The 14,307-nt window shown below is 42.2% G+C and carries 8 protein-coding genes; 5 read left to right on the plus strand and 3 right to left on the minus strand.

Features of this window, described 5'->3' with window-relative positions:
• Positions 1 to 99: 99 nt before the first annotated feature.
• From RRG12_RS34985 to RRG12_RS34995, 3 genes are all read right to left on the minus strand, one after another.
• The gene (locus RRG12_RS34985) at positions 100 to 534 is read right to left on the minus strand and encodes a CAAD domain-containing protein (protein ID WP_069073319.1); all 435 of its coding nucleotides are present in this window, start codon (positions 532 to 534) and stop codon (positions 100 to 102) included.
• Between the two features lie 187 nt (positions 535 to 721).
• On the minus strand, positions 722 to 1,180 hold the full coding sequence (locus RRG12_RS34990; protein ID WP_420762382.1) for a BON domain-containing protein: 459 nt from the start codon (positions 1,178 to 1,180) through the stop codon (positions 722 to 724).
• 199 nt (positions 1,181 to 1,379) lie between these two features.
• Positions 1,380 to 2,660 (minus strand): histidine kinase, encoded by a 1,281-nt coding sequence (locus tag RRG12_RS34995; protein ID WP_420762383.1) that lies wholly within the window; start codon positions 2,658 to 2,660, stop codon positions 1,380 to 1,382.
• A gap of 641 nt (positions 2,661 to 3,301) precedes the next feature.
• Between RRG12_RS34995 and RRG12_RS35000 the strand changes: the two genes are divergently transcribed.
• From RRG12_RS35000 to RRG12_RS35020, 5 genes are all read left to right on the plus strand, one after another.
• Positions 3,302 to 6,424 (plus strand): MFS transporter, encoded by a 3,123-nt coding sequence (locus tag RRG12_RS35000; protein WP_420762384.1) that lies wholly within the window; start codon positions 3,302 to 3,304, stop codon positions 6,422 to 6,424.
• Positions 6,425 to 7,063: 639 nt separating this feature from the next.
• Positions 7,064 to 9,700 (plus strand): GAF domain-containing protein, encoded by a 2,637-nt coding sequence (locus RRG12_RS35005; protein ID WP_420762385.1) that lies wholly within the window; start codon positions 7,064 to 7,066, stop codon positions 9,698 to 9,700.
• A gap of 548 nt (positions 9,701 to 10,248) precedes the next feature.
• Complete coding sequence (locus RRG12_RS35010) at positions 10,249 to 11,655, plus strand: calcium-binding protein (protein WP_420762386.1); 1,407 nt, start codon at positions 10,249 to 10,251, stop codon at positions 11,653 to 11,655.
• A 222-nt stretch (positions 11,656 to 11,877) separates the two neighbouring features.
• Positions 11,878 to 13,563, plus strand: coding sequence for a dihydroxy-acid dehydratase (gene ilvD / locus RRG12_RS35015; protein WP_420762387.1), 1,686 nt, complete (start codon positions 11,878 to 11,880; stop codon positions 13,561 to 13,563).
• A 365-nt stretch (positions 13,564 to 13,928) separates the two neighbouring features.
• Positions 13,929 to 14,306, plus strand: a complete 378-nt coding sequence (locus RRG12_RS35020; RefSeq protein WP_420762388.1) for a hypothetical protein — start codon at positions 13,929 to 13,931, stop codon at positions 14,304 to 14,306.
• The last annotated feature ends 1 nt before the right edge of the window (position 14,307 follow it).

Below are 14,307 nucleotides of genomic sequence, written 5' to 3' on the forward strand. Positions count from 1 at the left end.
TCAAAGCGGATTCCTATAGCAATCCTAAATCATTCGTGAAAAATTAGATCCCCGATTTCTCAAAGAAGTCGGGGATCTCGACACCGTGCATTTTCAAATTTACTCGCCCACAAATTGGTTTTTTAGTAGTTTAATTTCATTACCTAATTCTTGGCGAGTTGAAGACTTTAGGAGATAACGGAAAATAAACCAACTGGCATAACCAATTCCAACTAACTCAAAAAGCGGTGATAGTAGGGGAATATCGTTGATTGCATCTAGTACTGATAGTACTACCTTAGCTGTAACAATCGCCGCCAAAATTAAAGCAACAGTTATTAGAGGCTGCTTGTAGTTTTGAAAAAAGCCACTTAAGTATTCGGGTAGTTGCTCCAAAAATTGAGTAATTTGTCTGCTAATTTGCTGCCATTGGGATTCCGGTTCAGTTGCGGGTGGTAACTTTGGCAAGTTTGCAGTGTCAGCACCTTCAAGTGCTAAAGTACCTTGTGAAAAAGAAGTATTGATGGATTCACGTTGCTGTTGTTCGGTTTCCATAGTTTTTATTTTTGGTGACTACAAAAGTTTGTATAACTTAACTGATCATCAGTCAATATAATTATTAAGGTCGTCAGTTGTCAATTCTTAGTGGTCAGTAATAATTGACAACTGACCACTAAGACTGAGTAAGAGCATCTAAATTTATTTTTGCCTACTTACTCACTGGGATTTATTGTTAGGTGCTTTAGCTTTTTGGCGGAGCAACCACTGCTTTAACAACTACATTTTTGACACCTTTAATTTCCTTAGACAAAGGCTCAATTTTAGCCAATTGCTCTTGATTATTCACAGTTCCAGCTACAGTTACAGTCCCATCTTGTACTGCATTAACTGTTAGTTGACCACCAGGGATATTAGCTTCCAATTTGGAGCGAACTTGACTTGCTAGATCGGCTGTGGCTCTGTCTGTGTCGCCACCAGTGACATTATTGCGCTGTTCGCGGGCACGAATATCAGCATCAAGTTGTCTTCTGCGAACTTCACTTTGTGCGTCTTCTTTAGCAGCTTGTGTTGTTGCTGCTGTTGGAGCTTGTGCGGCTTCGTCTGGGGCTGGTGCGGTTACAGTTGTTTTGGCGGTATCTTGACAAGCGGCAACACCAAAAACTAAAAGACCACTAATTAGGAAAGGAGTTAGCTTTTGCATATGTTTAATTTTGGCTCAGAATTGATTGATATTTACGGCAAAAGTGAGGAGCAAGTTTTTTAGTAAGGAGCAAGGTCTTTATCAAAAAGAATTTAGAATCCAGAACGAAAAAGCATTTTAATTTTTGTTTTTTCCATTCTTATTCAACTTCTTGCTCCGATAATTTTGTGGAATTAGTGTGAGTGACACCTACCTTGAGTTAGAGTACTTCATCACGACGGTCAACAATAACTACGGTAGGATCGTTTCTATGAGGCTCTGTTGAGTAATTGGGGCGAACGGGATCAATAACTGGCGTTTCGTTATGGGTTGCTCGCTCAAAACCTGGGCGATGTTCACTAATTTCAGTGGCATCATAGATAGCAAATTCTTCAATACCTCGACGTTTGAGAATAGCTTCAGCTTGGTGAATTTCAGCTTCAGTAGCATCGATAATTAGCAGGTAGTCACCTTTTTGGAAGCGTTCATTATATATTCGCGCCTTGTCTTCAGGAATTCCCAAGCCAACCAGTGCGCCAACAATACTTCCTGCGGCTGCACCAATAGCACCACCAGCCAATGTTGTGGCCAAAGCTGTTGCTACTGCGCCACCTGCAATCACAGGCCCAACTCCAGGAATTGCTAAAGTCCCAAGACCAACTAATAAGCCAGTCAAGCCGCCGACAACACCACCTGTAGCTGCTCCAGCTTTTGCGCCTTCGTCTGCTTTATTACCTGTACTAACGTTTCTGTCTACATCTACGCCAGCGATCCCATGACCGTTTGTATCTTTGGCAATGATGGAAATTTTATTTAAGGGAAAACCCGCATCTCGCAATTCTGTAAGTGCTACTTCTGCATCTCGCCGATGAGAAAAGACTCCAATTGCACGTCTAGCAACACCACTATGAGTCGCAACAGGTGTTGGAGCGACATAACCAGTGGTTGCATTTTTAGCATCTGGGTGGTCGTAAATGCCAAACTCTTCTACACCCCGCTGATGTAAAATTGCTTCTGCTCTGAGAATTTCTGCATCTGTGCCATCGAGGATAACTAAATAATGTCCTCGTCTTACACGTTCGTCGTAAACTCTGGCTCGTTCTTCAGGAATTCCTAAACCAATCAATGCACCAAGCAAACTACCTGCTACTGCGCCAATACCTGCGCCCGCGAGAGTTGTAGCTAGAGTAGTTGCTGCGGCTCCAGCCAGCATAATTGGCCCAATTCCTGGAATTGCCAAAGTGCCAAGACCAACTAATAAACCAGTTAATCCGCCCAAAGCACCGCCTGTGGCTGCTCCGACTTTAGCACCTTCGTCAGATTTATCGCCGACGCGATCGCTCACTTCAGCCCCAGCAATGTCCTCTCTGTCTCCATCCTGGGTAATGACAGAGACTCTGTTCATATCAAAACCAACTTTTTTTAATTCATGTAAGGCATGTTCTACATCTCTACGATTAGAAAATACGCCTACAGCACGTTTATGTACACCTACAACCATTATTCTTTCTCCTCAGCAAAAATTAATTATTCACTAATTCATAGCTCGTAATAACCCTTATTAATACATGTTTCTATTTCAGTTTCATCAATCGCTTGGAAGAACTTTTCTCTCTATCATTAGATATAGGTGCTTTTATCTAAATGAGTAAAAAATATCAAGTATAAAATATTAATTTGTCTTATAAGACTTATGATAGAAATTATTACATCTATCAAATTTTGCGCTCAAAGTTGATACAAAAAAGATTGTCTTATAAAATTTAATGCGGTAGCTCAAGCGGTTATAAACTGCCATATCTGTAGATACATTTTTATAAAAAGTAATTTTTATAAAAATATTTGTCTAACGAAAATGTACAAATACATATAGATTATTCTATCTCAGAAAAACAATTGAAAAGTTATTTGCTTAAATACGACCTCTGGCAAAGAAACCTATTACCTAAGAAAGTGCCAACTTCTATAACTAATAATTAAGCTGAGAAATAAGCCATTTTGTAAATGGGTATTCATAACCATCTCTTTGTGAAGGTGCATATATTTTTACCCTGCGATACTTTGGTGGAATACAGAAGAGTATTAATTCTATGCATCTTCAGACAGAATTGGTATTTAGTTGAGTGCAAGTGAGAAAATCCTATGTTTCAAAGTGTTTTAACTATTTTTGGGTGGAATTGGCTACCTTTTGGATTAGCGCCAATAACTTTAGCGCAAGAAGTACTAACTCCAGAAGAAGCATCAGTTATGTTTTCTGGGCCTAAATTCTTGGTAGCATTGCTGGCTGGAGTTGCAATGGCATTTGCCTTTCAATTGTTATTCACAAACTTTTCAGTTGCAGTAGGAATTTCATCTTGGGAAATTGACTCGGATTCTGATGATGAGTCAGAAAGTTTGGGTAAGACAATTCGGAAAGTTCAAGGTAAAGTTGGTGCTTGGGCATTAATAACCGCTAGCATTGCATTATTTATTGCTTGTTTTTTAGCGGTAAAACTTAGCTTAATCGAAAGTGCATTTTTAGGAGCAATTATCGGTGTAGTCATCTGGTCTACCTATTTCTCACTGGTAATTTGGTTGGGTTCATCAGCAGCAGGTTCTTTAATTGGTTCTATTGCTAATACTGTTACTTCTGGTTTTCAAGCTTTGATGGGTACAGCAAGTGCTGGTATTGGTGCTAATACTGCAAAAAAACAGTTAGTTTCTACTGCTGAAGAGATTACAGCCGCAGTTCGGCGAGAATTAACTTCAGGTTTTGATTCTGAAGGGATTAAAAATACGCTCCAAAGTTCTTTAGGTTCTCTGGAATTGCCAAAGCTGGATATCAAAGAGCTTCGGAATCAATTTGACCAGTTGCTTAAAGATACTGATTTGCAATCGGTTGCTAATAGTGATTTATTGCAAAACATTAATCGTCAAACATTTGTTGATTTAATCAGCAGTCGTGCAGATTTATCTAAAGAAGAGATTAATCGCATTGCTGACCAATTTGAAGGTGCTTGGCAACAAGCTTTGAATCGCAAAAATCCCACGGAGCAAGTAATTAATTTGCTCAAGTCTGCCACTCCTGAAGAACTCAATTCTGAGCGATTGGGTGAACGACTCCAAGAACTGGTTACAGTTGGAGGTGGTAATGGCAATGGTGTAATCAAGCAAGCCATTCGATATGGTTTGAGCGCCGCTGCACCAGCAGTTATGGAACGGGTAAACCTTTCCGATATAGATGTTAACAAAATTACAACTCAGTTGCAAAAGCTAAAAGAAAAAGTTCAAGATGTTGATGTCGATCAAATCACAGAACAATTTCAAAAGTTTAGAGAGCAAGCGTCTGAGCAAGTATCTGCAAAATTGCCAATATCACTTGAGAACACAATTAAGGCAGACGTAGAAGACTATATATTGCATTCATTTCCTTGGCACTTTAACCGAATTACCCTAGTAGATGAATTTAAAGAAGTCATCTATGACGTAAATGCAGATCCGACCACTGTCAGACGGGAATTGGAAGAAATCAATCAAGAATATTTTACCAACTTGCTGAAGCAGCGAGATGATCTCAGTGAAGCCAGAGTGAAAGAAATTTCCGATCAAATGGAAAGCGATCGCCTGGAAGTTTTAGAAACTGTCAAACAAGCCGAAACACGAGAAAAAGGGCAAGATTTCCGCAGCCGTATCGAAGATTATCTCCGTTCGACGGGGAAAGAAGAACTAAATCCTGAAGCTATTGAACGGGACTTTAGCAAGTTGCTGGAAGATCCGGAAGCTGGATTTGAAGATTTAAGTAGCCGCTTCGGACAATTTGACCGCGACACTTTTGTACAATTGCTCCAGCAACGTCAAGATATCAGCGAAGAGGAAGCTAATAATATTGTTAGTCAACTCGAACGCAACCGCGATAATTTCTTGAATCGTGCTAGAGAATTGCAAGAACAAGCAAAAGCGAAAGCTGATGAACTACGCCAAAGAGTTGAAGACTATCTGCGGAATACTAACAAAGATCAACTCAATCCTGAAGCTATCAAACGTGAGTTTAGAGTTCTGCTAGACGATCCGCAAGCTGGAATTAGCCTATTACGATCGCGCCTATCGCAATTTGACCGCGATACACTGGTAAAATTGCTCAGTCAGCGTCAAGATTTGAGCGAAGAACAGGTAAACCAAGTTCTCGATCAGCTTGAATCAGTCCGAGATAGTATTTTGCAAGTACCGCAGCAAGCGAAAGAACAGTACGAAAAAACGACAAAAGCGATCGCAGAATATCTCCGCAATACCAACTTGGAAGAACTTGATCCAGAAGGTATCAGAGCCGATTTGGAAAAATTACTCGATGATCCCAAAGCTGGAGCCTTAGCACTGCGCGATCGCTTATCTCACGTTGATCGAGAAACCTTAGTTAAACTCGTAAGTCAACGGGGAGACTTGAGCCAAGAGCAAGTTAATCAGATTATTGATCGCGCTCAAGATGCGATTGGTGATATTGTGAGAGCGCCACGACGTTTAGCCAAGCGTACTGCTCAACAAGCTTTAGATTTTGAAGCCAATCTCGAAGAATATCTGCGTAATACCAACAAAGACGAACTAAATCCCGAAGGAATCAAACGCGATTTGCAATTGCTGCTATCTTCTCCCCGCGCTGGAATTGGGAATTTAAGCGATCGCGCCTCGAAATTTGACCGTTCGACAATTGTGGCGCTATTATCCCAACGGGAGGATATCTCAGAAGAAGAAGCTAACCGAATTGTGGATCAAATTGATTCTGTTCGTAGTTCCATAGTCGAACAATTCCAGCAGATTCAGCAGAGAGTGCAATCAGTGCTGGATGGAGTTTTTGCCAAAGTTCGTAACTATCTCAACTCCCTGGATCGTTCAGAACTCAACTATGAAGGGATTCAGCAAGACTTTGCGAAAGTGTTCGACGATCCCCAAGCCGGATTTGAAGCATTGCGCGATCGCCTGAGTCAATTTGATCGTGACACCCTAGTTGCTGTGATCAGTTCTCGTGAAGATATTTCGGAGGCTGATGCTAACCGGATCATCAACCAAATAGAAGCGGCGCGGGATGGCGTACTGCAACGAGCCGAACGCATCCAACAAGAAACCCAAAAACGCCTAAAAGCAATCCAAGAGCAAGCTAAAAAGCAAGCCGAAGAAACCAAGAAAACCGTTGCAAACGCTGCTTGGTGGATATTTGGGACAGCGATTACTTCCCTCGCCGCCAGTGCGATCGCAGGTGCGATCGCTGTAACTGGGATAACTCTACCTGGCTGAAATATCTCCGTTATCGGGAATTTTTAACAAATACAGAGTGGTATTCAGTTTTTACAATGAATACCACTTTTTTTATAAGTAAGGTTTAGTCTAAGAAGATGTTTGAAAAGTCCTCTTGTAGGTATCAAAAGTTTTAGATCCCCCTAAATCCCCCGATAAATTGGGGGACTTTGACTCCGGTTCCCCCTTTTTTAAGGGGAGCCAGCGCGGTCTTGGGGTCTCCCCAAGTGGAGCGACTGGCGTGGGTTAGGGGGGATCTAAAGTGCCTAAAATCACAGCGAAACACTTTTCAAACAACCTCTAAACCCTAGTGGTCAAAACAGGTAAAAAACTCTGTCGAAGCCAGATTGAACACTTGATTTCACTCATTAACTCAATATACATACAGTTTCCGAAAGTTGTTACAAATGATAATTTATGCTGCAATAAAGGAAACATATTTTAAATCGGCGCACCTCTTAAGGAAGAACTATAAAAATAACAACCGCCGTAAAATTTAGATCCTCCCGTCATCAAATAGTTTTAACTACATAGGACAGGACTCCTATTTGATTTTTAAATAAAACTCGGTACATATCTATTCCCTATTCCCTATTCCCTATTCCCTATTCCCTATTCCCTGTACCAGCATATTGAAAGATGAACAATGATGAGTTGAATTCAGTATGTCACCTCACAGAGTGTAAACAAGCAGAGGAGACATTACAACAGCAAATTCAATGGCAGCGACTAGTGATGGCAATTGCCCAGCGCATCCGCCAGAGTTTGAATTTGGATAATGTTCTCAATACCACCGTCACTGAAGTACGTCAGTTTTTACAAGTAGATCGAGTGTTCATGTATCAGTTTGAAGCAGACTACACCGGGGTAGTGGTGGTGGAGTCTGTTGATGAAAATTGGATTTCGACTCTGAATACCCAAGTCAAAGACTGTTATTTCATGGAAACTCACGGTGAGGAGTACAGACAGGGGCGCATCCAAGCGATCGCAGATATTTATACAGCAGGTCTGACTGAATGCCACCGTGATTTACTCACTCAGTTTCAGGTCAGGGCGAACTTGGCAGTCCCCATCTTACAAGGAAAAAAATTGTGGGGATTATTAGTTGCTAACCAGTGTGCAGCACCCCGCCAGTGGCAGACGTGGGAAATCGATTTACTCAAACAATTGGCAATGCAGGTGGGCATTGCCATCCAGCAATCTCAATTGTATGAGCAGGTACAAACTGAACTGGTTGAACGCAAGCGGGTGGAATCGGGTTTAAGAGCGCGTGTGCGCCAGCAGGCAGCTGTGGCTAAACTTGGTCAATTAGCTCTGGCGAATATCGACCTTTACGCATTAATGGACGAAGCTGTTATCCTGATTACTCAAAGCCTTGAGGTAGAGTACAGTAAAGTTTTAGAACTCCTCCCGCATGAGAACAGCTTATTGTTGCGATCGGGATTCGGTTGGCAATCAGGGCTAGTGGGAAATTTCAAATTAGAATTAGGTGTAGGGAATCAGACTCAGGCTTCCTATACACTACTTTCCCATGAGCCAGTAATTGTTTGCGATCTTACCAAAGAAACACGGTTTCAAGGGCCACCTTTATTGATTAACCACTCGGTAATTAGTGGCATTAGCGTCATAATTCAGGGTCAAAAACAACCTCTTGGTGTCTTAGGCGCACACACAACTAGACACCGAGAGTTTACCCAAAATGATATTCACTTTTTGCAAGCGATCGCTAATATATTGGCTACGACCATTGAGCGCAAGTGGGCAGAACAGAAAATCCGCGAACAAGCAGCTTTATTAGATATTGCTTCTGATGCGATCGTTGTGCGAAACTTCCAAAACCAAATCTTATTCTGGAATCAAGGCGCAGAACGTCTGTATGGTTGGGAAGCTCACGAGGCTTTGGGAAAAAACCTGGAGGAGCTGATATGCAAAGAAAACTCACAGCAATTGCAAGCAGCTTTAACAAATGTTATTGACTGTGGCTTATGGCAAGGTGAGTTACATAAAGTCACAAAGTGCGGCAAAGAAATTATCGTGGAAAGCCGATGGACACTGATGCGTGATGAAGCAGAACAACCCAAATCCATCCTCTCCGTTGACACTGATATCACCGAGAAAAAACAACTCCTGGCTCAATTTCTCCGCGCCCAACGCCTAGAAAGCCTTGGCACGTTGGCAAGTGGTATTGCTCATGACCTCAACAATATTTTGACGCCCATTCTCTCCTCGGCAGAAATGTTAGCGCTCAAACTTCCCAATCTAGATGCACGTAATCACCAACTGTTGAAGTTGCTCGAACATAACTCTAAACGTGCGGCGGATTTGGTCAAACAAATTCTGACTTTTTCTCGTAGGTCGGAAGGCAGTGGTATTTCTTTGCAAATAGAACATCTATTACTAGAAATTAATCAAATTGTCAAAAGCACATTTCCCAAATCCATCGCAATTATCAATAATCTACCTAGACATCAACTCTGGACTATCTTGGCAGATCCTACTCAAATTCATCAGGTGTTAATGAATTTGTGCGTCAACGCTCGTGATGCCATGCCCAAGGGTGGCACTTTATCTATATCTGCGGAGAATTTATTCATTGATGAAAGCTTTGCCAAAATGAATCTAAATGCTCAGGTGGGCCCATATATACTCATAACTATTTCAGATACAGGATTTGGGATTCCGCCACTAATTTTGGAGCGCATTTTTGAACCCTTTTTCACAACCAAAGAACTAGGTAAAGGCACTGGCTTAGGTTTGTCAACGGTGATTGGGATTGTCAAAAACCACAATGGTTTTGTGAAAGTGTCTAGTGAGATAGGTAAAGGTTCCCAATTTGAAGTGTACTTACCAGCCATAAACAGAACTACAAAGCAGCAACCAGAAAAATTGGAATTGACCAACGGCAACGGAGAATTGATTCTAGTTGTAGATGATGAAGCCGCTATTCTAGAGATTAGTAAAACTTTGCTAGAAGACCACAACTACAAAACTCTAACAGCTATTAACGGCATTGAGGCAATCTCATTATACGCCCAGCATAAAAATAAAATCAGCATGGTGTTGATGGATATGATGATGCCATCAATGGATGGATTGACTGCCATTGACATAATCCAACAAATGAATCCACAAGTCAAGATTATGGGTATCAGTGGCACTGTGTCTGAGAGTCAGATGGTTGAAGCCGCTAACGCTGGCGTCAATATATTTTTAAGGAAGCCTTACACTTTCCATCAATTATTACATGCTATTAACGACTTCTTGAGCCAGCCATAATCTCAAGGAAAAATGCATGTTAAATGCCAAAATAGAAGTATCATAATATACATGCTTTGTCGTAAGTATTGATATTTTGGCGATTGCAAAAGAACGCGACAAATAGACCATTTGTAGAGACGCGATTCATCGCGTCTTTACCCAAGGACGTGTTGCAATCATTAATTGAATTGGTATTAGTAAGTTTTTCTGATAAATAAAACAAAGTACCCTGAGGGGTACTATCACGACCTTGTGATTTGGATATAAATTAAAAACATCAAAGACACCTAAAGTTAAATCCGAGTAAATCTGCTTCTTACCTAGCAGCCTGGTCTTGGAAATGAAGATATCAGGCACAAGGATAAAACATGATTGCTGGCACAATTTTTAATGCCAACATCATCGATATATGCAGTATTTCTCAAATCTTTAGAATTGACGGTAAAGACCTGCTTAAGTCAGGTCTGGTTCAAATGTCTATTCATTTATCCTACTCCTTTCCTAGCGAGGAAATGACGAGATAATTTCTTAACTTTTACTTTTTGAAACTATCAGAGGAACTCATTATGGCAACTATAAACGGTAGCAATTTCAATGACAACAATACCTTCAACGGTGTACCATTTGCTTTTCGCCCTGCTCTGAACGGTATCGTCGATCCAGTTTTTGTTTTTCCAGGTCTTTTAATCCCCGATGCTGCTGATACCATCAACGGACTGAACGGTAACGACATTCTTAACGCTCTTGGCACTAACGATACCCTCAATGGTGGTGCTGGCAATGATACACTCAATGGGGGTGCTGGCAATGATAGCCTCGATGGGGGAAGTGGCAATGATAGCCTCAATGGGGGCGTAGGCGATGACATCTTCAAAGGCAGTCAAGGTAACGACAACATTAATGGTGGAGATGGCTTTGATACCGCTGACTACAGTCAACTAGGTCAAAGAATTACCTTGTCAGGTATTGGAACCATTGAAAAAGCTGGAGGATTGGGGCAAGACCAACTCTTTAAAGTCGAAAAGATTATTGCTAATGCTAATGTTGCCAACAATACCATAGATGCATCCCAATCTTTGCCTGGAGTATCTATCACCGTTAACCTGCAAAATCAAAGTTTGACTGCCAATAACGTTCCTTTTTTGGGAGCATTGCCATTTACTGTAGTCAACTTTGATAATGTCATTGGCACAAATGCAAATGACAGCATTACTGGCGACAACCAAAATAACCAATTATCTGGTGGTGGTGGCAACGATACCATTAATGGTGGTGCTGGAGTAGACTCAACCAACGGCGACAGTGGCAACGATCGCATCATTGATACCGACTTTGTAACCTTTGATGTCCATAATGGTGGAACTGGCGTTGACACCATTGATTATTCCGGTGTCACTTTCGCTTCCGGGGTCACAATCAATCTGGCAACAGGCTTAACCTCTGTCCTTAATGGTAATACTGAAACCATCCTTAACTTTGAGAATGTTGAGGGTAGCCAAGGCGGTGAAACAATTATTGGCTCCTCTGGCAATAACGTCCTCAATGGCAATGGCGGCAATGATACCATTAGCGGCGGATTGGGTAACGATACTATTAACGGCGGTAGTGGCAATGATCGCCTCATCGGTGGTAGTGGAACAGATCGCCTGACTGGAGGATCGAGTAATGATGTTTTCGTTTTCAACTCAGCTTCAGAAAGTCAACCTGGTTTGTTACGAGATGTGATTACTGACTTCGTTGGAAACGGTATCTTTGCAGGTGATCAAATTGATCTATCTGTTATTGACGCCAACCCCTTCATAGCAAACAACCAAGCCTTCACTTTCATCGGGGCTGGCGCATTCTCCGCAGTCGGTCAAGTCCGTTATGCAGGAGGTATTCTTCAAGCTAACACCAATTTCGATTTTGCCGCCGAGTTTGAGGTTCAACTCGCAGGAGCACCAGGACTAGTAGCAAGCGACATTATCCTTTAATTAATCATCCTAATTCCCGCTAGAAACCTACCCCGCTAAAGAGCTAACACTGATTTAATTGCGAATTGCGAATTCACAATTGCGAATTGGTTTGACCCCTACCCCACCTGATCGGGGAGGGGTATTTTTATTGCTTGCTCATGTTCGATCGCGCCGCGTATGCATGAGAAAATCAGATAATACAATCGCAACTGTTGCGATGATGCCAGGGAAGGAAAAAAGATGTCGGAGAATTTGAGAAGCCAAATTGTCACGCAAGGGGTGCAGCGATCGCCAAATCGAGCTATGCTACGTGCAGTTGGTTTTAAAGATGAAGATTTCAATAAAGCCATTGTCGGTATTGCCAACGGTTACAGCACCATCACTCCCTGTAATATGGGGATAAATCTACTGGCGCAACGGGCAGAAGTTGGAATTAAAACCGCCGGGGCGATGCCGCAAATGTTCGGCACGATTACCATTAGCGATGGGATTTCGATGGGAACTGAAGGGATGAAATATTCCCTCGTGTCGCGGGAAGTTATCGCCGATTCCATAGAAACTGCCTGTACTGGGCAAAGTATGGATGGTGTGCTAGCCATTGGTGGCTGTGATAAAAATATGCCAGGAGCAATGCTGGCGATCGCTCGGATGAATATCCCCGCTATCTTTGTCTACGGTGGTACAATTAAACCCGGTCACTACAACGGACGCGATTTGACTGTTGTCAGTTCTTTTGAAGCTGTTGGTCAATACAGTGCTGGAAAAATTGACGAAAAGGAATTATTAGAAGTTGAAGGTCGGGCTTGTCCTGGTGCTGGTTCCTGTGGGGGAATGTTCACAGCTAACACCATGTCTTCAGCATTTGAAGCGTTGGGAATGAGTTTACCCTATTCCTCAACAATGGCGGCGGAAGATGCCGAAAAAGCCGACAGCACGGAAAAATCGGCATCTGTGCTAGTCGAAGCTATCCGTAAACAAATCTTGCCCCGCCAAATTATCACCCGCAAATCTATAGAGAATGCCATCTCTGTGATCATGGCGGTAGGTGGTTCGACAAATGCAGTGCTGCACTTTTTAGCGATCGCCCGCGCCGCTGAAGTAGATTTAACTATAGACGACTTTGAAACAATCCGCGCCCGTGTTCCCGTTTTGTGTGATTTAAAACCAAGTGGTAAATATGTCGCTACAGATTTGCACAAAGCTGGTGGCATTCCGCAAGTCATGAAAATGCTACTTGCACATGATTTACTACATGGGGATAGCATTACTATCAGCGGTCAAACCATTGCAGAGATATTAGCAGACATCCCCGAAGAACCATCTGCCAATCAAGATGTGATTCGGACTTGGAATAACCCGATGTATCCTCAAGGACATTTAGCCATCCTCAGAGGTAATCTGGCAACGGAAGGGGCTGTCGCCAAAATTACCGGGGTGAAGAAACCAGTAATTACCGGCCCCGCACGGGTATTTGAATCGGAAGAAGCCTCTTTAGCTGCAATTTTGGCGGGTAAAATTCAAGCTGGTGATATTCTCATAATCCGCTACGAAGGGCCTAAGGGCGGCCCTGGAATGCGAGAAATGTTGGCTCCCACTTCGGCAATTATCGGTGCTGGTTTGGGTGATGCAGTGGGATTAATTACCGACGGACGCTTTTCTGGTGGTACTTATGGCATGGTAGTTGGTCATGTTGCTCCAGAAGCAGCAGTGGGTGGTGCGATCGCGCTTGTAGAAGAAGGCGATAGTATTACTATTGATGCACCCGCTCGTTTATTGCAGTTGAATATATCTGAAGAAGAATTGGCTCGTCGTCGTGCTAATTGGCAACCTCCTGCACCACGTTACACTAAAGGCGTGTTGGCGAAGTATGCCAAGTTGGTATCTTCTAGCAGTCTTGGGGCTGTGACAGATTTGGACTTGTTTTAGATGATTTAAGTTACCTACACTGTACCGTCAGGTCAGTGTAGGCTTCCCAATTTATCTACTGTACCAGTCCAAGTGATGCTGGGTCGGAGTGAAACTAGCTGGTTGATAGGTGCAGAAATATTGCCAGTAACACTATTTTTCGTTTTTACTTGGTTTTAGCAATTTGCGTCGCTATTTTATACTACTGCTTCTAGTTAGAGAAGGGACAATACCCACATTTATAGTAATTTTTACTGAAATTTTATGAGTTTTTGTAAAAATCTTGAAGAAGTTTCAGGAAATTTACATAGCAGCTATGATGTCAATAGAGAAATTACGGCAATATAGTTGACAGTCAACTGCTTAAAAACCGAAAAGGGTACAAAATGAGTTTTGAATCTAACGTCAAACTGACGATCGCTCTTGCTAATCCAGATTTAGATGCAGAGGAGCAAGAACGAGAAGCACGGAATCTGTTGCGAGAAATCAAAGACTTAGATGTGGAAAGTGCTGAACTTGTAGCAGTTACAGAAATACCCGAAGGAGCCAAATCTGTTGGCGGTTTTTTGTTGGGTGTATTGCAAGCAGAGGTGAGCCTTGCCAATTTTAAGAAATTGTTGGGATTTTTGGGCGATCGCTTGGGTAACAAAACTATTGAATTGGAAGTCGAGGCTAACGGCAAAAAACTTAAGGTGAAAGCTAGCAGTCAAGAAGAGTTAAACGCTGCCATCGAACAAGCTCAAAAGTTTGTCGCAGGTAACTAAG

This window comes from Nostoc sp. CALU 546 (assembly GCF_048836525.1).